This window comes from Pigmentiphaga sp. YJ18, assembly GCF_038066655.1.
GTDB lineage: Bacteria > Pseudomonadota > Gammaproteobacteria > Burkholderiales > Burkholderiaceae_B > Pigmentiphaga.
The window spans coordinates 1,192,020-1,211,454 of the sequence record NZ_JBBUKU010000002.1 but is presented as its reverse complement, the minus strand read 5'-3'; the positions used below and the strand labels follow the sequence as shown (position 1 = coordinate 1,211,454).

Here is a 19,435-nt window from a genome sequence, read left to right as displayed (position 1 = left end):
GCCGTTCGCGTTATCCTGGGCTTGGCGGCCTCATGAGGCCAATGGATGCCAAGGCCATGGACAAGAACAATTTTCTGAAGATGATCGCGGCCGGCCGCGACAGCGCGCTGCTGCGGTTCACGCTGGGCAACCTCTACCTCGAAGAGAACGATGCCGCCGCGGCCGCCGAACACCTGCGGCGCGCGGTTGAACTGGATACCGGCTATGCCGCCGCGTGGAAGCAGCTCGGCAAGGCGCTGCTGGCGCTGGGCCGCGACGATGATGCCCGCGCTGCCTGGGACGAGGGCATCGCGGCCGCCTCCGCCAAGGGCAGCGTGCAGGCGGTCAAGGAAATGCAGGTGCAGTTGCGGCGGCTGGACAAGAAGCGGCAGCCTTCCTGAGGCTTCTTCCAGCAGGAACTGGCCCTAGGCTGGCGCGTCGTCCAGCCGCGCGAGTTGCCACAGGGATTCCGCGGCCGGCGCCATGTCCACGTGCTGCCGGTACAGGCGGATCTCGGTGGCGACCTGCCACGAGGCATCGCCGGCCTCCACCAGCCGTCCGCTGGCCAGCGCCGGCGCCGCCAGGATGCGGGGCAGCCAGGCCACGCCCCGGCCTTCCAGGGCCAGGGCTTCCAGCAGCAGGGCATGCGGCGCGGTGAACACCGGGTGCAGGCGCGGGTCGCGCGCCGCGGCGCCCAGCCCGGCGCGCAGGATGCGCCCCAGGCCCGAGGCTTCGCCGTAGGCCAGCAGCGGAATGGGCCCGTCCTGCCGCAGGTCGTGGCGGGGGGAGCCCGAGGGCGTGGGGGCGCAGACGGGCACCAGCGCATCGTCCGCCAGCCGCAGCACCGGGCAGGCGGCCTCGTCCAGCCGGCCGGGCAGCGCGGGGTGGGCGTGGCACAGCAGGAACTGCACCTTGCGCTGGAGCATCAGTTCCTCGCAGGCGGCCGTGCCGTCGGACATCATCTCGACCGCGCCCAGCTGCAGGCTGGCTTCCAGGCGCGCCAGCCACCCGGGCAGGAAGGACAGCGACAGGGCGTGCGTGACCGCGATGCGCAGGCTGGCGACGCTCTGGTCATGCGCCATGCGGGCCTTGATGCGGGCGGCCACCAGCCGGGCCAGCACGTCCTCGACCAGGGGCAGCAGCCGCCGGCCGGCGGGGGTGAGCGTGGCCGGGTGCGCGCCGCGGTCGATCAGGTCGGCGCCCACCCATTCCTCCAGCGCGCGGATGTGCCGGCTGAAGGCCGGCTGCGCGATGGCGCGGGCCTCGGCCGCGCGCGAGAAGTTGCCGCTGTCGGCCAGCGCGACGAAATCTTCCAGCCATTCCAGGTCCAGGGGGCGATTGTCCGGTCCCATCGTGGGGTCTCGTCTCCGCGATAGTTGTATGCATTTCGAGTATTGGACGCCGAGCGGGCGGGCGGCAATGATGGATTCTACCCACCGCAGCCTCATGGAGACCCACTTGCCTTCCATCGCCAACTATCGCGGCATCATTCCCGCGATCGCCTGCCCCTTCACCCCGGATCACCGCATCGACGAACCCGCCCTGCGCAAGCTGGCCTCCTGGCTGGCCGGCCACGAAGGCGTGGTCGCGGTCATGACCAACGGCCACACCGGCGAGGTCTTCTCGCTGACGCCGGCGGAGCGGGCTACCGTGACCCGCATCGTCGCCGACGAGCTGCGCGGCCGGCTGCCGGTGATCTCGTCCATCGTCTGCGAAGGATTGTCCGAGGCCGCCGAGCACGCGCGCGCCGCCGTCGAGGCCGGCGCGGCCGGGCTGGACGTGATGCCGCCGCACCACTGGCTGCGCTTCGGCTTCACGTCCGGCCACGCCTTGCAGTATTTCGACGCCATCCATCGCGCGGCGCCGGGCGCCGACCTGGTCTGCCACGTGTATCCCGCCTGGACGCGCGCGGCGTATTCCTCGGCCCTGCTGGCCGATCTGGCCAGGTTGCCGTACGTGCAGGCCTTCAAGGTTGGGCAGCGCGACATGAACAAGTACGCGCGCGACGTCCAGGCCATCCGCGACGCCGACGCCGGCAAGGCCATCCTGACCTGCCATGACGAATACCTGCTGGCTTCCATGGTGCAGGGCGTGGACGGCGCGCTGGTGGGCTTCGCCACCTTCATTCCGCAACTGATCGGCGATCTGTGGCGGGCGGTGCAGGAAGGCGACCTGAAGCGCGCCCAGCGGATCCAGGCCGTCATCACACCGCTCAAGGATGCCGTGTACGGCGGCGGCGAACCCACCGGCGAGGCCCACGCCCGCATGAAGGCCGGCATGTACCTGGCCGGCGTGCTGGACGACGCCACCGTCCGTCCGCCCACCGAGGCGCCCGATACCAGGGAAATGACGGCATTGCGGGCAGCGGTGGAACAGGCCGGACTGCTTCGACGCTGACCCCGAACGCGACCCGATTCAAAATAAAACGGAGACAAGCATGCAACGCAGACCCTTTCTTGCCGCCGGGCTGACGGCCGTGGCCTTGTGCGTGGCCGGCGGCGTATCGGCGCAGCCGTATCCCGCCCGCGAGGTGCGCATCATCATCCCGTTCCCGCCCGGCGGCACGCTGGACACGGTGGGGCGGCAACTGGCGCAGCGCCTGAGCGAGCAGACCGGCCAGGCCTTCGTCGTCGAGAACCGGGCCGGCGGCAACGGCATGATCGGGGCCGCCGCCGTGGCCAAGGCGACGCCCGACGGCTACACGCTGATGTTCAACGCGTCGACGGTGACCACCACGCCGATGACCATGAAGGTCGCACCCTTCGACATGGACAAGGATTTCCAGCCCATCTCGCTGGTGGCCCAGGCGCCCCTGTCGGTGGCCGTGAACAAGTCGCTGCCGTTCAACGACATCAAGGGCCTGCTGGACTATGCCCGGCAGAACCCGGGCAAGCTCAGCTTCGCGGTCGGTTCCACCGGCTCGGCGGGCCAGCTCGCCACCGAGCTGCTGCGCCGGGCCGGGCAGATGAACTACCTGATCGTGCCGTACAAGGGGTCCGCGCCGGCCTACCAGGACCTGGTCGGGGGGCAGATCTCCGGCTTCATCGATCCCATCCTGGGGGCCATGTCCTACTACAAGGGCGGCATGCTCAAGATCCTGGCCGTCACGTCGCGGTCGCGCGTGCCCACGCTGCCCGAGGTGCCCACCGTGGGCGAGACCGTGCCGGGCTACGAGTTCTACAGCTGGTACGGCCTGTGGGGCCCGGCGAAGCTGCCCATGGACATCGCCCGCAAGCTCAACGCCGAGGTCAACAAGGCGCTGGAGGCCGGCATGCGCGAGAAGCTGGAGCAGCAGGGGCTGGTGCTGAAAGCGGGTTCCATCGAGGACTTCGCGCGCTTCCAGCAGGAGGACATGGCGCGGTCGAAGCAGATCATCGTCGAGGGCAACATCCGTGCGGAATGAGCGCCGCGCCGCCGTGACGGGCAGCAGCGCCGGCATCGGCCGCGCGGTGGCGGCCGCGCTGCTGGAGCAGGGCTGGCACGTGGTCGGGCTGGACCGCGCGGCGGCGACCCTGGATCATCCGTGCTTCGAAGGCCGGTCGGTCGATCTGGCGCAGGCCGATGCCATTGCCGAAGCGCTGCCCGGCCTGCTGGACTGCGATGCGCTGGTCCACGCGGCGGGCATCATGCGGACCGCGCCGCTGGGCAGCCTGGACGGCGCCGCCTTCGAGCTGATGTGGCGGCTGCACGTGGCCGCGGCCAGCCAGCTCGCCGACGGCATGGCGCCGGCCATGGCCGCGCGCGGCCGGGGCCGGGTGGTGCTGATCGGCAGCCGTGTTTCCCGCGGCATGGCCGGACGCAGCCAATATGCCGCGGTCAAGGCCGCGCTGGTGGCCATGGGACGCAGTTGGGCGGCCGAGGTGGCAGCACGGGGTGTGACGGTGAACGTGGTGTCGCCCGCGGCCACGCGCACGGCCATGCTGGACGACCCGGGCCGCGCCGCCAGCGCGCCGCGCCTGCCGCCGCTGGGCCGCCTGATCGAGCCGGCCGAGGTGGCGGCGCTGGTGGGTTTTTTGCTGTCGGATGCCGCCGCGGCCATTACCGGGCAGGACATCCAGGTCTGCGGCGGCGCGTCGCTGCCCGGGTGAGCGCAGGGGCAGTCACAGGTGCAGGGCCAGCGCGGGCCCGACCGACGCCGGCGGCGCGAAGGCCTGCCTGGTGTCATGCGCGCTGCCCGGCGCGTGTAAGCGCGCGGGCGGCACGCTCGCGCCGCCTGCCGCCATGCCGCTCGCTTGCAGCAATTGTCGCGCATAGGCCGTGCGCGGCCGCTCGAACAAGGCATCGGTCGCGGCGTGCTCCACTACCTGTCCCTGCTTGAGGACGAGGATCTCGTCGGCCAGAGACCGCATCACCGCCAGGTCGTGGCCGATGAACAGCAGGGTCAGTCCATGGGCCTCGCGCAGGCGGGCGAGCAGATCCAGGATCTGGTTGCGCACCGTGGCGTCCAGGGCCGACACCGGTTCGTCGCAGACCAGCACGCGCGGCCGCATCGCCAGGGCGCGCGCGATGACCACGCGCTGGCGCTGCCCGCCCGAAAGCTGGTGGGGAAAGCGCGCCAGCATGTCTGCCGCCAGGCCGACCTCTTCGAGCATGGCCGCGCAGCGGCGTGCCAGGGCCTCGCGCGGCGTGGCGGGTTCGGCCGCCAGTTGTGCCTCGGACAGGGCTTGCAACAGCGTGCGCCGGGGATTGAGGCTGCCCGAGGTGTCCTGGAAGATGTATTGGCAGGCGCGGGCGTAGCGGACGCGCTGGCGCCGGTCGGTCGGATCCATGCCGCACACGCGCACGCTGCCTGCGGCGGGCGGCACCAGGCCCAGCAGGGCGCGGGCGAGGGTGCTCTTGCCCGACCCGGATTCGCCGGCGATGCCCAGGGTGGCCCCTTCGCGCAGCCGCAGGTCCACGTCCTGCAACACGCGATGGCGGGAACGGGCCCGGCCATAGTCCACGCACAGGCCCTGGGCATGGACGATGTCGCCGTTGCCGCGCCGCGCGGCGCCGCATCGGGGCAGGGCGCGATGCGTGTGCGCCGCCACCAGCGAGCGCGTGTAGTCGTTCCGCGGGGCATGCAGCATGGCGTCGGCGTCCCCAACCTCCAGCAGCGATCCATGGCGCATGACTGCGATGCGGTCGGCCATCGCCGCCACGACGTCCAGGTCGTGCGAGATGAACAGCATGGCCATGCCCCGCCTGCGCCGGACGTCCCGCAGCAGGGCCAGTACCTGCGCCTGCGTCGTGACGTCCAGCGCGGTGGTGGGTTCGTCGGCGATCAGCAGCGCGGGTTCGCCAGCCAGGACCATCGCGATCATCGCGCGCTGCTGCTGGCCGCCCGACAGTTCGAAGGGGTGGCGATCCAACATGCGGGCGGGGTCGGGCAGTCCGACTTCATGCAGCAGTTCGGCGGCGCGGGCCAGGCGTTCGCGCCGGCCGCGGCCGGCCTGCATGGCCTCCGTGATCTGCGCGCCCAGGGTCATCAGCGGGTTGAGCGCGCTCATGGGATCCTGGAACACGATGCCGATCTGGCGGCCGCGTACCGTACGCCAGGACGCCGGATCCAGCCCGGTCAGTTCCCGGCCGCGCAGGCGGATGCTGCCGGCGACACGTGGATGGCCGGGGGCGAGCCCGAGCACGGCCAGCGCGGTCATGGATTTGCCACTGCCCGATTCGCCGATCAGCCCGAGGGTTTCGCCATCGCGGATGTCGAGCGAGACGTCATGGACAACCGGGGTGCCGCCGTAGCTCAGCGTCAGGTTCTGGATGGAAAGAAGAGGCGCTTGCATGGGAGTTCCGTTCAGATGCGGGCTAGGCCTGGGAACGCGCCGTGCGCGGGTCGGCCCAGCGGTGCAGGAGGGTCGTGGCGACGTTGACCAGGACCACCGAGGTAGCGAGCAGCATGACCGCCGCCTGGATGACGGGATAGTCGCGGCCGCGGATGGCGTCCAGCGTCAGGCTGCCCAGTCCGGGCAGGCCGAACAGCGCCTCCATGGTCAGCGTCCCGCCTATCAGTCCGCCCAGGATGACGCCGGCCAGCGCGATGACGACCGACAGCGAATTGGGCAGGATGTGCCGCCACGCGATGCGCCAGGACGACAAGCCTTTGGCGTGCGCGGTTCGGATGAAGCCGGCCCTGGCCGTTTCCCGCAGTTCCTCGTGCAGCGGCTTGGCGATCTGGCCGGCAATGTCCAGGCCCAGGATGAGGACCGGCAGCAGCATCTGGCCGCGTATGGGCAGCCAGCCCAGCCAGATGGAGAACGCCAGTATCCCCAGGACGCCGGTACAGAAAGTGGGAACGGCGATGGACCAGACGTTCAGGCTTTCGATCGCGGCGGCCGCCGGGCTGCGCGGCGCGGCCAGCGCCAGCACGGCCAGGCCCATGCCCAGCGCCAGGCCCACCAGCAGGCTCGCGCCGGCCAGTTTCAGGCTGGCGGGCAGGGCGTGGACCAGCATGTCCGCCACCGGTGTGCCGAAGCGCATGGACAGGCCCAGGTCGCCCCGCAGCGCGGCCCGGGTCCACAGGCCGAACTGCGTGGACAGGCCGTCGTCCAGGCCGAGGTCGGCGCGCATGGCGGCCAGCGACTGGGTGTCGTAATCGCCGCGAGCCGCGTAGAAGTCGATGACGTCGCCGGGCACCGCCCGTACCAGGAGGAAGATGGCGAACGAGATCACCACGATATTGAGCAGTTGCCGGATGAGGTGAAGGGCGGAGGAAGAGAGCAGCGGCATGGTGGTTAGCAACGGAGGTCAGGCGCGGGCGCCCAGCGGGTCGAAGCGGTCGCGCAGGCGGTTGCCGAGCACGGACAGCGAGAGCGTGGTCAGGGCCAGCGCCAGCACGGGCAGCAGCAGCGAGGCCGGCGCCTGTTCGGCGTACGAGACCGCCGTCGCGATGATGCGGCCCCAGGTCGGCACGTCCGGAGAGACGCCCAGGCCGAAGAAGCTGAGCACCGATTCCGTGACGATGGCCCGGGGCACGACGATGGCGACCTGTGTGAGCAGCGCGCCGGCGGCATTGGGCAGGACGTGGCGCCAGGCGATGACGGCCGGCGCGACGCCGAGCACGCGCGCGGCGGCCACGTAGCCGGAGGCCATTTCCCGTTCGTACACGGCGCGCGCGACATAGCCGAAAAGCGGCATGAAAGCGATGCCGACGGCCAGGATGACCGACAGGGTGCCCACGCCCAGCGATACCATGAGCGCCAGCGACAGCAGGATGGGCGGCAGGGTGCGGACCATGTCGAAGGCGGCGTAGACGGCGCTCCGCGCCGGTCCGCCGGCCACGCATCCCATGAGGCCGAGCCCGGCGCCGCCCAGCAGCGCGATGCCCGCCGAGCAAACGGCCACGAGCAGCGTCAGGCGGGTGCCGGCCACCAGCCGGGCCAGGATGTCGCGCCCGAAACTGTCGGTGCCCAGCCAGTGGCCGGGGCCGGGCGGCAGGTTGCGGGCCAGCAGATCCTGATGATAGGGGTCCAGGCCCGGCAGCAGCGGTCCGATCGCGGCGGCTACCAGGGCCACCGCCAGCAGGACCCAGGGAGCCAGACGGCGGAAAGTGTTCATGCCGCGAGCCAGGTCCGTGCCAGCCCGCCGTCGACGCGGTTCTGGCTCCAGGTGTAGCCCGTCTCGTAGCCGCGCACCTTGGGCGCCACGCCGATGGCATCGGCCGCGTGGCCCAGCCCCAGGGTGTAGCGCTTGTCCATGACGTGCTTCCAGGCCTGGAGATAGCCTTCGCGGGCCTTCTGCGTGCTGGGCGAGGAGACCGCGGCGCCGATCAGCGCATCGAGCTCCTTGTCCTGGATGCCGCCCCACAGCATGGGGCTGGGGCCGTCGGACAGCAGCCGCGCATAGCGCAGGTAGACGTCGGCGCGCGGGCCGGAGTGGAAAGGTGCGAGATCCCAGTCGTATTGGGCGAGCAGGCGCTGTGCACCGATGTCGTCGAGCGCCTGATGGTCGATCTTGAAACCGAGTTGGCGCACCATCTGCACGGCAACCTGCGCATAGTCGGATTGCCAGGAGACCACTTTCAGCGTTTCTTTGGATGGTTCCACGCCGGCGCTCTTGAGCAGTTCGCGTGCGCGGGCCAGGTCGGGCTTGGCGTGGGGGTCCCGCTGCTCCAGCTCGCGGTCCCAGAAATAGGTGTTCGGGCGCACGGGCTGGTCGCTGACGACGGCCGTCTTCACCACGAACTTCATGTAGGCCTGCTTGTCGACGGCCAGCGAGATCGCCTCGCGCACGCGCGCATCCTGCAGCAGCGGGCGGGGCTTGCGGTTGTTGAAGGACAGGAAATACCAGGCCGTGTCCTTGAGGAACTGTATGCCCATGCGGTCCTTCGCCAGGCTGTCGAGCTTGTCGTTGCCGACGTGGGCCAGGTGCAGGTCGCCCGCGCGCAGCGACAGGCTGTTGTCGCGGTCGCCGCGCAGGTCGAACTCCAAGGCATCGAGATAGGGCAGGCCCGCCTGCCAGTACTGGTCGAAGGCCGGCGCCTGGAAGCTGACGTCCGGCTGCCAGGTGCCGAACTTGAAGGGACCCGTGCCGATGGGGCGGCGGATGGTCTCGTTCCAGCCTTCCGATTCGGGGGCGACGATCCACAGCTCGGACAGCAGGTTCAGGAAGGGAGCATGGGCGTTGGCGAGTTCCACGCGCAGGACGTCGGGCGCAGGTGTATCGATGTTGCGCGCCAGCTTCATGGCGCCGCTCAGCCAGCCGCCCTTGACCTTGTCGCGCACGCGCTCGAAGTTCGCCTTGACGTCGGCCGAGGTCATCGCGCGGCCGTTGTGGAAGCGCACGTTCTTGCGCAGGTGGAACGTGTAGGTCCGGCCGTCCTCCGAGGCGTCGATGCGTTCGGCAAGAAAGGGGCGCACCGTGCCGTCGTCGCCGATGCTGGTAAGCGTTTCGACATAGACCTGCTGCACGGCGATGGAGCCGGCATGACGGTGCGGGTCGGCGGTGTCCAGGCCCAGCAGCGCCACCTTCAGCGTGCCGCCGCGGCGCGGGGTGGGGGCATTCTGGGCGTGCAGCAGGCCGGGCATGGCAAGGGGGCCGGCGGTGGCGCTCATGGCGAGCAGTTTGAGTAGATCACGTCGTTGCATGGCGAAGTCCTGTGTAGGGAACGGGCGCGCTCAGGCGGCCTCGGCAGGGAGGGGAAGGGGCGTGCCATCCATGTCGCCATGGGGCAGGCCCAGGTGGCGCAGCATGGTGGGCGCATAGTCGATCAGCGAAACCCGATGGGCGTGGATGCGGCCGTCCGCGTAGCCGCCGCCCTCGACGATGAGGAACGGCGATTGTTCGAAGCCGCCGAGGCCACCGTGCTGGCCGTGGCCGCCGTAGGACTTGCCCTCGGAAGGATCGGTCGCGATCCAGGTGCCGCCGCGCACGCCATGGGCATTGGCATCATCCGTGTGCCGCATCGCGATGGCGATGGTGCAGGTGGTCGTGCCGACGGGCAGGCCCAGGGTGGCCAGCGCCTCGCCGTGGAACACGGCGCCGCACCAGGGCTGGCGTGCGAGATGTTCGAGCAGGGCCGGCACGCGGTCGCGCGCGGCCGCCGACACGCCGACGATACAGGCGCTGCCGTTGGGAGCGACGACGACATCGCGGCTGCCCGCCGCGGCCTTCAGGCCCGCGGCCACCAGGTCCTGGCCGACGTCGATTTCGCCCACCACGGTTTCCATGCCGTGGTCGGAACCGACCATCACCAGGATGTCCTGCCCCGCTTCGCGCAGCGCGGCCACCGTGCGCAGCACGCGCGCCACGCAGGCGTCGGCGTGGCCGATGGCCGCCAAATGGGCGGACGAGCCGAGCGCATGGGCATGGCCCGTGTGATCGGGTTCGGACAGCCACAGGGTGGCGACGACTGGCGCGTCGGGCGCCTGGAGGCGCGCGCAGAAACGCTCGGTCATGGCCGCATCGCCCTGGGCGCCGGAGGCGACGTCCAGCCCGCGCGCGCCGGCATAGGGCACGCCGCCGGGGCCGTACGAGCCGGCGCGGTGATAGACCTCGCCATGCTCGTCCGGGTCGTGGAAGTAGGCCGCGCCCGCCGAGACGTTGGACATGATGCATGCACCGCCGTGGGCGGATACGTGCTCGGCCAGCGTGGGGGCGTGCAAGGTTCGTCCGGTGAGGGCGCGCAGGCGTTCGCGGAACGCCGGATCGCCCACCGAATGGCAGCGCAGTCCGCCGGGTTCTTCCAGGAGCATGGTGTTGCCCAGGAGTCCATGCCGGGCCGGCAGGCATCCGGTGGCGATGCTGCTGGAACTGGTGCGGGTGGTGGAGGGGAAGACCCCGCGGACGTCGGCGTACCAGTGGCCGCGCGCTGCCAGGCGGGCCAGCGTCGGCGTGGTCGCCTCGCTGATCAGATCCCTGCGCAGGCTGTCGCAGATGATCAATATGCATCGCTTGTTTGATTTCATGGTGGAAATGATAATTTCCCCATGTTTATTTTTTATTACAAGCGAGATTTTATTTTAATTTAAGTTGTTGATTTAAAAGAAAAATAAGGCCATTCTCGATAATGGATATCGAGAATGGCCGGATAATATATTGATTAATTGGCCCGATAATAAATCGGGGTGTGGCGAAGCGTCTTCCGGGTTTCAGCGGTCCATTACGCCATTGAGCGCGAAGTCGAAAATGTCGAAATTGCGCAGCCCGTCCGCAGCCGCGCGTGCCGCGTAGTCGGGCTTGAGCGGATGCGACAGCAGGAAGGGCACGCGCTGTTCCGAGAAGCCGCCGTGCGAGCGCAGGGGATGGTCGCCCACGGTCGACAGGTCGTGTTCGGCGTCGCGCGATCCCAATACGAAATTTTCCTCCGACACCACCACGAAGTCCGCCTCGCGATCCAGGGGCAGGCCCAGCAGCGCCGCCGCCTGCGCGCCGCCATATACCTCGAACACGCCGGGCAAGGCGGCCGAGGCACGCATCATCGCCTCGATCGTCGAGGCATCGCGGGCGTAGACGCGCACGAACGAACCCAGCGCGCCGTGGTGACGCACGAAAGGATCGGCGATCGGGCAGATGACGCGCGCGCTGCCGGCGCCGAATTGTCGTTCCAGTTCGTCCTGAAGGAAAATGACATTGGGTCGCCCGTCGGCATCGCTCTTGGACGACATGCCATGGTCCGCCACGCAGCCGACCACCGCGCCTTCGTCCACGAATGCGCGCAAACGCTGGTCAACTGCGGCCAGGAAGGCGTCCGATTCCGGCGTGCCGGGCGCGTGCTTGTGCTGCACATAGTCCGACAGTGACAGGTACAGCAGGCGGGCGCGCCCCTGACGCAGCAGCGCGAGGCCGGCGTCCAGCACATACAGCGACAGATCGCCCGAGTACATGTCGGGAGCGGGGCGGCCCACCAGCGTTTCCACGTCGGCGATGCCATGCTCGGTTTCGGCGCAGTCCGCGGCCTTTTCGGACGAAAAGCAGATGCCTCGCAGGTTGTGCCCCAGGATGCGGCGCAGCTTGTCCTTGGCGGTGATCGCCGCCGTGGGGACGTCCGCCTGCGACATCAGGCCAAGCAGCGTCTCTCCGCGCAGCAGCGTGGCATCCGTCACCATGATTTCGCGGCCCGTGTCGCGGTCCAGGTAGTAGTTGCCGCCTATGCCATGCACCGCGGGCGAAACGCCGGTCACGATGGAGACGTTGTTCGGGTTGGTGAAGGAAGGCATGACGCAATCGGCCACGCCGCCATGGCCCCGCTGGTGGAAGTCGGCAATGGTCGGGCAGACGCCGTCGGCGATGCCGCGCGTGATGTATTCGGGGTCGCAGCCGTCGATGCAGATCACGACGGTGGGGCGGGCGGGCAGGCTGTACTGGCGGCCGTGCAGCGAAATGGAGGACATGAATCGGCGTAGGGGTGTATCAGGGAAGCGCCAGCATAGTGTGAGTAAATCAACGTTGCTGTGATAGATTTTCCCCTTGCTGTGATTTTTATTCACGACTTCGGACGCCAAACTGACATCTAGCCATGGTTGCTTCCCGTATTCCTCCCTTGCCGGCCCTGCGGGCCTTCCTGGCCGCCTGCCGCGCGGGCAGCTATACCGCCGCGGCCGAGGAACTTGCCGTCACCCATGGCGCGGTCAGCCGGCAGATCCAGGTGCTGGAGGAATGGCTGGGCCAGAAACTGTTCGAGCGCACGGGCCAGCGCATGACGCCCACGCCCCATGCCCAGGCCTTCGCGCAGGAGGTCGGCGTGGCGTTCGAGCGCATCGAAGAGGCCGCGCGCCGCTATGGCCGAGGCAGCGCCTCGATGCTGCTGCGCGTCAGCGCGCCGGCTACCTTCGCGATGCGCTGGCTGATTCCGCGGCTGCCTGATTTCTATCGCAGGCATCCCGGCACCCTGGTGCAGGTGCAGACCGCCACCACGCAGCAATTGGCGCTGGCCGGCAGCTTCGACGTGGCCATACGCCGCGGGGCCGTCAGCCATGCGCATTTTTCGGCGATGCCGTTCATGGACGAATGGCACGTGCTGGCCGCGGCGCCGGCGTTGCTCGAACGCCTGCCGCTGCGCACCCTGGATGACCTGGCCGGCCATGTGCTGCTCGACACCGAGACCCGGCCGGGACTGTGGCAGCAATGGTTCAACGCCGCCGGCTACCTGCACGAACCCCGGCTGCCGCGCCAGCGCTTCGATCACTTCTACGTGACCTACATGGCGCTGATCGACGGCCTGGGCATAGGCGTGGTGCCCATGCCCACGCTGGCGCACGATGTCATGGCGGGACGGCTGGTCCTGCCGTTTCCCGAGATCCGGACGTCGGTCAATCGATACGTCAGCCTGACACCCGCCGGCGTGCCCAAGACCGCCGTGCATCGCATGTTCGAGACGTGGCTGGCGGAATGCGGCAACCTCGGGAAAGACGAGGAGGCCGCAACGACATAGCGGCCACGGCGGCGGCTGGAGTCAGCCCAGCCGCTCGATCAAGGCCATGGCCGCGGCGGGCGCCTTGGGCTTGAAGCCGTTGATCATGTAGACGAACACCTCGCGCGCCCGCTCGGCCTTGGCGGGCGGGGCGGCCAGGCAGGGCAGGTCAGCCGGCGCCTTGCCGCCGGCCCAGGCGCGGGCGCGTTCGGCCCAGGCATCGAGATCGGCTGGCGCATAGCCCAACTTGCGGTCCTCGCGTGCGGCTTGCAGCCGGACGTAGACGAACGGCGCCGTCACGTCGTGCAGGTGCGGCACGCCCTCCTTGTCCGCCACGACCGCCGCCACCTCGTGCCGGCGCAGCAGATCGACGAAGGCCGGTACCGCGAAGCTCTCGTGCCGGACCTCCACCGCATGGCGCAGCCTCCGGCCCTCGTATTCAGCGGGCAGCAGCGCCAGGAAGGCGGCGAAGTCCTCCGGGTCGAATTTCTTGGTGGGCGGAAGCTGCCAGTTGATGGGGCCGAGCTTGTCCTTCAGTTCCACGAGGCCGCTGGCCAGGAACTTGTCGATGGAGGGGCCGGCCTCGGCCAGCACGCGGCGGTTGGTGGCGAAGCGTGGGCCCTTCAGCGCGAAGACGAAGTCCTCGGGCGTCTCGTCGTGCCAGCGGGCGAAGCTGGCCGGCTTCTGCGTCCCGTAGAACGTGCCGTTGATCTCGATGGAAGTCACGTGGCGGCTGGCGTAGTCCAGCTCCCGGCTTTGCACGAGACCTTCGGGATAGAAGCTGCCGCGCCAGGGTTCGAACACCCAGCCGCCTATGCCCACGCGTACGGAAGCCATGTTTTTCGCCTTGCTCATGCGCCGCTTCTCCATCGTACCGGCCGACCCTACAATGCCGTTCCGGTTTTCGTTTCGCCCCGCCATGCCCCTGGACGCCGAACAACTTGCCGCCTTCCGCCGCCTGGCCGCCGGCCTGGATCGCATCGACGGCGAGGCCTATGCCGCCGCCGGCCGCGATCCGCTCCTGCCTATTCTAGGTCTGGGGCCCGCGCGGGCGCCATTGTGTTTCTTCGGCCGCGACCCAGGCGCGGACGAAGTCCGGCACGGGCAACCCTTCGTGGGCAGCTCCGGCCAGTTGCTGCGCGCCGAACTGCACCGCCACCTGGCGCCGGACGTGCCGTATTCGTTCGACGAAGGGCTGCGCGTCGGCGCGGGTTTCTTCTGGATCAGCACCGTGCCCTACAAGCCCTTGCACAACAAGGCGTGGTCGCCCGCGGTACGGCAGCGTTTCCAGCCGTTGATCCAGCACATCCTGTCGGCGCAGTGGCGCGGCGGCGATGTCATCACCCTGGGCAACGAAGCCTTCGAATGGTTCAGCATCGGCCTGGCGGGCGACGAACTGGCCGCCGTGCGCGAATTCTGGCGGCGCGAGGACAAGTACGAGTCCAGCGTTGCCGTACCCCTGCGTGCGCAAGGCGGCGAACGGATCTTGCGCCTGCATCCCTTGCCGCATCCTTCGCCTGCCAATGCCCGCTGGCGGCCGCATTTCCCCCGGCTGCTGAAAGCCCGGCTGGACGCGCTGCTGCCGCCCGCCTGATGGAGGCCTTGCCATGAACGGACCCGCCATTTCGATTACTTATTGCACGCAGTGCCTGTGGCTGCTGCGCGCGGCCTGGATGGCGCAGGAACTGCTGTCCACGTTCGGCACGGACCTGGGGCAGGTCGCGCTGGTGCCGGGTACGGGCGGGGTCTTCCAGATCCGCTACGACAGCGAGCTGATCTGGGACCGGAAGACCGATGGCGGCTTCCCGGATGCGAAGGTACTCAAGCAGCGCGTGCGCGACCGGCTGGACCCGGGCCGCGACCTCGGGCACGTCGATCGGCCCTAGCGCAGGCGCTTCGGGAAGCAGCGCCCGTATTCCTCGCAGCCGTGGCAGCCCGGTGCGGGCTGCGGCGTTTCCCCGCGCGTGACCGCCAGGTCGTACGCCAGGAATTTCTTCCAGCGCATGTCGCCCGTGTTGCGCTCGGGCAGCCCGGGGAAGTAGCGATGCAGCGCGCGCGTGACGTCGTCGCGCCCGGCCAGCCCCAGGTCGCGCCACAGGTGATCGGGCCGCAGACAGGCATGGGCGATGATCGTCGCCAGACAGGCGACGTCGGCGGCGGGAAGCGCGGGGTTGCGCCAGGCCAGCATGTGGGTGCGCAGGTTGGCCGTGAACGTGGTGCCGGCCTCTGGTTGCGCCGGCAGCGAGGGAAGGAGCGCGCCTGGAAACCAGCGGGCGTACAGCTCCCGTAGCGCTTCCTGAGACAGCCCCAGCAGGGGCAGCTCGTGCCGGACTTCGCGGGCGGCCAGCAGGCGGGCGAAGAGGCGCGCGTCGAAGGCGTCCGGATGCGCGGAGAAGGAAGTGAGCAGCGCGGTGCGGGCGGCGGGGTCAGCGCGCCCGGGCTGGGTGTGGGGTCGGTCGAGCAAGGCATTTGCTCCGATGGAAAGGCACAGAGCCAGGTCTGATGTCATCTTTCTGACGCGTTACTCGATATTCTGCGCCTGTTCCCGCATCTGCTCGATCAGCAGCTTCAGGTCCATGGCCGCCCGCGTCACTTCCAGCCCGCCCGCCTTGGATCCCAGCGTGTTGGCCTCGCGGTTCATTTCCTGGAACAGGAAGTCCAGCCGCTTGCCGGCGCTGCCCTTGTCGGCCTTCTTGCCCGCGCCGCCCTTGCCGATCAGCTGCTTGAGCTCGGCCAGGTGCGAATGCAGGCGCGACAGTTCCTCGGCCACGTCGATGCGCAGGCCGAACAGGGTGGCTTCATGGGCCAGGCGTTCGGACAGTTCCTCGCCGCGGATGTTCTGGAAGCCGCCGGGGAAGGCGGCCTCGACGGTGTCGCGCAGCTTGCGCGCGAGCCGTTCGCGGTATTCGTGCACGAGCTGGGGCATGCGCTGTTCGACCTCGCCCACGATGGCGGCGACCGAGTCGGCGCGGTCGGCGATCATGGCGGCCAGGCGTTCGCCTTCGCGGTCGCGCGCTTCCTGCATCTGGGTCAGCGCCTCGCCGGCGGCGCGCAGGGCGGCTTCGCGCCAGGTGTCCTCCGATTCCTCGGCCGCCTGCACGCCGGGCCAGGACAAGAGTTCGGACAGGCGCGGCGGCTGGACGTCCGGGAGCACGGCCTGGACTTTGCGGAACAGCGTGGCGGCCTGTTCCAGGGCGGCGACGTTGATGGATTCGGGGTCGGTGCTGAGGCGGCGCTGGATGGAGGCGCGCACCTCGATCTTGCCGCGCGCCACGCCCTTGGTCAGCATCTCGCGCAGCGGCGATTCCAGCGCGCGCAGTTCGTCCGGCATGCGGAAATGGAGATCGAGGAAGCGGCTGTTGACGCTGCGCAGTTCGATGGACACCGAACCGTGGTCGGTGTCGGCGCGCGCGGCGCCGAAGGCGGTCATGCTACGGATCATGGCGAAGGCCTGTCAGGACGTGGGCAAGGCCGACGAGCACGGCGACAGGGCCGGTGCGTTTGTCGGCATGAATCAGCATGATAAATCGCACGGAAGGGTTCGTGGGGCCTTGCCCGTACAATGTCCGCATCCGGCCGCCGCGGCGCGGCCCATGCGTCCTGGGCGCCGGCGCGCCGGTCCGCCCGCCGATCTGGAGTCTTTTTTCATGAGCATTGCCCCTTCCGCATCCGCCCGGCCGTCCGGTCGCGGCCTCGCCTCGCTGCGTCCCGTTTCCCTGCAACGCGGCTATACCCGCTATGCCGAAGGTTCGGTGCTGGTGAGCTTCGGCGACACGCAGGTGATCTGTACCGCCAGCGTCGAGGACAAGGTGCCGCCGTTCCTGAAGGGCATGGGGCAGGGCTGGGTCACGGCCGAATACGGCATGCTGCCGCGGGCCACGCATACGCGCGGCGGCCGCGAGGCGGCCAAGGGCAAGCAGACCGGCCGCACGCAGGAAATCCAGCGCCTGATCGGCCGCAGCCTGCGCGCGGTGTTCGACCTGGAGAAGCTGGGCGAGCGCACGCTGCACCTGGATTGCGACGTGATCCAGGCCGACGGCGGCACGCGCACGGCCAGCATCACCGGGGCCTTCGTCGCGGCCAGCGATGCGATCGCGCTGCTGATGGCGCGCGGCGCCCTGGCCGCTTCGCCCATCCGCGACCACGTGGCGGCGGTATCGGTGGGCATCTATCAAGGGCAGCCGGTGCTGGACCTGGACTACGCCGAGGATTCGCAGTGCGAGACCGACATGAACGTCGTGATGACGGGCAGCGGCGCCTATGTGGAAGTCCAGGGCACGGCCGAGGGCGTGCCGTTCTCGCGCCAGGAAATGGATGCGCTGCTGGGGCTGGCCGAGGCCGGCATCGCCGATCTCGTGCGCCTGCAGCGCGAGGCGCTGGCGCAGCCGTATCCGGGCCGTTGATGCCTGTGGGAGCGGAGCGAACGATGGCAAGAAAACTGGTCCTGGCTTCCAACAACGCGGGCAAGCTGCGCGAGTTCTCGTCGCTGCTGGCGCCGCGCGGCTTCGAGCTGGTGCCCCAGGGCAGCCTGGGCGTGCCGGAGGCGGAAGAACCCCATGTCACGTTCATCGAGAACGCGCTGGCCAAGGCCAGGCATGCCAGCCAGCTGACCGGCCTGCCCGCGCTGGCCGATGATTCCGGCGTGTGCGTGACGGCGCTGGGCGGCGAGCCCGGCGTTTATTCGGCGCGCTACGCGGCGCGCAACGGCGGCGAGAAGTCCGATGCCGCCAACAACGCGCTGGTGGTCGAGCGCCTGCGCGGCGCGCAGGACCGCCGGGCCTATTACTACGCCGCGCTGGTGCTGGTGCGTTCGGCCAACGATCCCCAGCCCTTGATCGGCGAAGGGCTGTGGTGGGGCGAGATCATCGAGCAGCCGCGCGGCGCCGGCGGTTTCGGCTACGACCCGCATTTCCTGCTGCCCGGCCTGGGCCGCACGGCGGCCGAGCTGTCCGCCGACGAGAAGAACCGCGTCAGTCACCGCGCCCAGGCGCTGGCGGTGCTGATGGGCAAGCTGGATACGTTCTGATGGCCCGGTCCATCGCGATCCGGCCGGCGGGGCAGGGGGCGCCCGCGGCGCGCGCGGCCATGCCGTTCGCGCCCGGCCCCAGCCTGCTGACCAGCCTGCCGCCCCTGTCGGTGTACGTGCACGTGCCCTGGTGCGTGCGCAAGTGCCCGTATTGCGATTTCAATTCGCACGCGGCGCCCGATGAGCTGCCGGAGTATCGCTACCTGCAGGCGCTGACCGCCGATCTCGATCAGAGCCTGCCGCAGGTGTGGGGCCGCAAGGTGGTGTCGGTCTTCATCGGCGGCGGAACGCCGAGCCTGTTGTCGGCCGCCACGATGGATTCCTTGCTGGCGCTGCTGCGCTCGCGGCTGCCGCTCCTGCCCGACGCCGAGATCACGATGGAAGCCAACCCCGGCACGGTCGAGGCCGGGCGCTTCGCCGATTTCGCGGCCAGCGGGGTCAACCGCATTTCGCTGGGCATACAGAGCTTCGACGACGACCGCCTGCGCGCGCTGGGCCGCATCCACGACGGCCGGGCGGCGCGCGAGGCGATCGCCATCGCGCAGCGCCACGTCGAGCGGGTCAATCTGGACCTGATGTTCGCGCTGCCGGGGCAGACCCTGGACGGCTGTCTGGACGATGTCGAGACCGCGCTGTCCTTCGGGACGGAACACCTGTCCCTGTACCACCTGACGCTGGAACCGAACACGGTCTTCGCCAAGTATCCGCCGCAACTGCCCGACGACGATACGGCCTTCGAGATGCAGGACCGGATCGAGGCGCGGCTGGCCGAGGCGGGATACGACCACTACGAGATATCGGCCTATGCCCGGCCCGGTGCCCGCTGCCGCCACAACCTGAACTACTGGGAGTTCGGCGACTACCTCGGCATCGGCCCGGGTGCCCACGGCAAGTTGTCCTTCCACGACCGCATCCTGCGCGAGGCGCGCGTGCGCAATCCCCAGTCCTGGATGGATGCGCTGCTGGACCCGGCGGATGGCGCGACGCACCTGGCGGAATCGCGGCTGGTGGGGCCCGACGAACTGCCCTTCGAATTCATGCTGAACGCGCTGCGGCTGGCCGATGGCGTGCCGGCGGCCAGCTTCGCCGAACGGACCGGCCTGAACCTGGCCACCATCGCCCGGCCGCTTGCCCGCGCCGTGGAGCGGGGCCTGCTGGACGAGGATCCGACCCGCATCCGCGCGACGGCGCTGGGTCGGCGCTTCCTGAACGACCTGCAAAGCCTGTTTCTTTGAACGGGCGAAAAGGCGGACCGTTGCCCGTAACCGTGCGGGCCGCGCCATCACGCGGCACGAATGCACTTTTATGGTGCAAAATAAGCCTGGTTTCCCCTTGTGCACCAATATAGGGAATGCCCCGGCCGGGTATGCTTCATGGTGGTGCGAGGCCTGACATCTTCCCCGGCTCGCCGATGTGCGAGAATGCCGCGCCGTCCTGCGCAAGCGGGCCGGCAAGCGGCCCCGGCCGATGCTGGCACGGAAACTGCTTAACTTGATGCGCAACCGTTCAGCCCAGATCGCTTCCGGTCGCGCTGTATGCATTATCGAGAACGCTTGAGCCTCCGGGAGCCGGAGGCGGTTACGAGACTATCA

General features: G+C 69.3%; 20 protein-coding genes. 10 read left to right on the top strand and 10 right to left on the bottom strand.

The genetic code is table 11. From position 1 onward, the window contains the following. The first annotated feature begins 56 nt into the window (after positions 1-56). Positions 57-380: a tetratricopeptide repeat protein gene (locus tag WKR98_RS19475; protein ID WP_341434444.1), complete on the top strand. Its 324-nt coding sequence runs from the start codon at positions 57-59 to the stop codon at positions 378-380. A 24-nt stretch (positions 381-404) separates the two neighbouring features. On the opposite strand, the gene WKR98_RS19470 is transcribed toward WKR98_RS19475, so the two are convergent. Continuing rightward, a complete protein-coding gene (locus tag WKR98_RS19470; protein WP_341434443.1) occupies positions 405-1,331 on the bottom strand; it encodes a LysR family transcriptional regulator in 927 nt (308 codons plus the stop codon). 106 nt (positions 1,332-1,437) lie between these two features. Between WKR98_RS19470 and WKR98_RS19465 the strand changes: the two genes are divergently transcribed. From WKR98_RS19465 to WKR98_RS19455, 3 genes are read left to right on the top strand one after another with little or no spacing between them, the layout of a single operon-like run. Then, entirely contained in the window at positions 1,438-2,376 is a 939-nt protein-coding gene (locus WKR98_RS19465) for a dihydrodipicolinate synthase family protein (RefSeq protein WP_341434442.1), read from the top strand. A gap of 40 nt (positions 2,377-2,416) precedes the next feature. Further along, positions 2,417-3,382, top strand: coding sequence for a Bug family tripartite tricarboxylate transporter substrate binding protein (locus WKR98_RS19460; protein WP_341434441.1), 966 nt, complete (start codon positions 2,417-2,419; stop codon positions 3,380-3,382). Beyond that, positions 3,372-4,067, top strand: a complete 696-nt coding sequence (locus tag WKR98_RS19455; RefSeq protein ID WP_124689089.1) for an SDR family NAD(P)-dependent oxidoreductase — start codon at positions 3,372-3,374, stop codon at positions 4,065-4,067. Before WKR98_RS19460 ends, WKR98_RS19455 begins: the two co-directional genes overlap by 11 nt. Before the next feature lie 12 nt (positions 4,068-4,079). Here WKR98_RS19455 and nikE read toward each other — a convergent pair whose 3' ends face one another. From nikE to phnA, 6 genes are all read right to left on the bottom strand, one after another. Next, complete coding sequence (gene nikE / locus WKR98_RS19450) at positions 4,080-5,753, bottom strand: ABC transporter ATP-binding protein (RefSeq protein ID WP_341434440.1); 1,674 nt, start codon at positions 5,751-5,753, stop codon at positions 4,080-4,082. A 22-nt stretch (positions 5,754-5,775) separates the two neighbouring features. Next, the gene (locus WKR98_RS19445; RefSeq protein WP_341434439.1) at positions 5,776-6,696 is read right to left on the bottom strand and encodes an ABC transporter permease; all 921 of its coding nucleotides are present in this window, start codon (positions 6,694-6,696) and stop codon (positions 5,776-5,778) included. An 18-nt stretch (positions 6,697-6,714) separates the two neighbouring features. Beyond that, positions 6,715-7,524 carry an ABC transporter permease gene (locus tag WKR98_RS19440; RefSeq protein ID WP_124689092.1) on the bottom strand — a complete coding sequence of 270 codons (810 nt, stop codon included), beginning with the start codon at positions 7,522-7,524 and terminating at the stop codon, positions 6,715-6,717. Then, the gene (locus WKR98_RS19435) at positions 7,521-9,053 is read right to left on the bottom strand and encodes an ABC transporter substrate-binding protein (RefSeq protein WP_341434438.1); all 1,533 of its coding nucleotides are present in this window, start codon (positions 9,051-9,053) and stop codon (positions 7,521-7,523) included. The genes WKR98_RS19440 and WKR98_RS19435 overlap by 4 nt, the downstream gene beginning before the upstream one ends. A gap of 30 nt (positions 9,054-9,083) precedes the next feature. After that, a complete protein-coding gene (locus WKR98_RS19430; protein ID WP_124689094.1) occupies positions 9,084-10,373 on the bottom strand; it encodes an alkaline phosphatase family protein in 1,290 nt (429 codons plus the stop codon). 183 nt (positions 10,374-10,556) lie between these two features. Further along, a complete protein-coding gene (phnA, locus tag WKR98_RS19425) occupies positions 10,557-11,798 on the bottom strand; it encodes a phosphonoacetate hydrolase (RefSeq protein ID WP_341434437.1) in 1,242 nt (413 codons plus the stop codon). A 125-nt stretch (positions 11,799-11,923) separates the two neighbouring features. Between phnA and WKR98_RS19420 the strand changes: the two genes are divergently transcribed. Next, entirely contained in the window at positions 11,924-12,838 is a 915-nt protein-coding gene (locus WKR98_RS19420) for a LysR substrate-binding domain-containing protein (RefSeq protein WP_124689096.1), read from the top strand. A gap of 21 nt (positions 12,839-12,859) precedes the next feature. On the opposite strand, the gene WKR98_RS19415 is transcribed toward WKR98_RS19420, so the two are convergent. After that, the gene (locus WKR98_RS19415; RefSeq protein WP_202865612.1) at positions 12,860-13,672 is read right to left on the bottom strand and encodes a DUF72 domain-containing protein; all 813 of its coding nucleotides are present in this window, start codon (positions 13,670-13,672) and stop codon (positions 12,860-12,862) included. 64 nt (positions 13,673-13,736) lie between these two features. Here WKR98_RS19415 and WKR98_RS19410 point away from each other — a divergent pair, with 64 nt between their 5' ends. Both WKR98_RS19410 and WKR98_RS19405 read left to right on the top strand, forming a co-directional pair. Further along, positions 13,737-14,411, top strand: a complete 675-nt coding sequence (locus tag WKR98_RS19410) for a uracil-DNA glycosylase family protein (protein ID WP_341434436.1) — start codon at positions 13,737-13,739, stop codon at positions 14,409-14,411. Between the two features lie 13 nt (positions 14,412-14,424). Beyond that, positions 14,425-14,703, top strand: coding sequence for a SelT/SelW/SelH family protein (locus tag WKR98_RS19405; RefSeq protein WP_124689098.1), 279 nt, complete (start codon positions 14,425-14,427; stop codon positions 14,701-14,703). Here the strand turns inward: WKR98_RS19405 and WKR98_RS19400 are convergent. After that, positions 14,700-15,281: a nitrogen fixation protein NifQ gene (locus tag WKR98_RS19400; RefSeq protein ID WP_341434435.1), complete on the bottom strand. Its 582-nt coding sequence runs from the start codon at positions 15,279-15,281 to the stop codon at positions 14,700-14,702. The genes WKR98_RS19405 and WKR98_RS19400 overlap by 4 nt on opposite strands. A 57-nt stretch (positions 15,282-15,338) precedes the next feature. Then, a complete protein-coding gene (locus tag WKR98_RS19395; RefSeq protein ID WP_124689100.1) occupies positions 15,339-16,259 on the bottom strand; it encodes a YicC/YloC family endoribonuclease in 921 nt (306 codons plus the stop codon). A 205-nt stretch (positions 16,260-16,464) separates the two neighbouring features. Here WKR98_RS19395 and rph point away from each other — a divergent pair, with 205 nt between their 5' ends. The 3 genes from rph to hemW are packed head-to-tail and all read left to right on the top strand — an operon-like array spanning position 16,465 to position 19,078. Beyond that, positions 16,465-17,220, top strand: coding sequence for a ribonuclease PH (gene rph, locus WKR98_RS19390; RefSeq protein WP_341434434.1), 756 nt, complete (start codon positions 16,465-16,467; stop codon positions 17,218-17,220). A gap of 23 nt (positions 17,221-17,243) precedes the next feature. Beyond that, the gene (rdgB, locus tag WKR98_RS19385; RefSeq protein WP_238160369.1) at positions 17,244-17,843 is read left to right on the top strand and encodes an RdgB/HAM1 family non-canonical purine NTP pyrophosphatase; all 600 of its coding nucleotides are present in this window, start codon (positions 17,244-17,246) and stop codon (positions 17,841-17,843) included. After that, complete coding sequence (hemW, locus tag WKR98_RS19380) at positions 17,843-19,078, top strand: radical SAM family heme chaperone HemW (protein WP_341434433.1); 1,236 nt, start codon at positions 17,843-17,845, stop codon at positions 19,076-19,078. The genes rdgB and hemW overlap by 1 nt, the downstream gene beginning before the upstream one ends. Positions 19,079-19,435 lie beyond the last annotated feature (357 nt).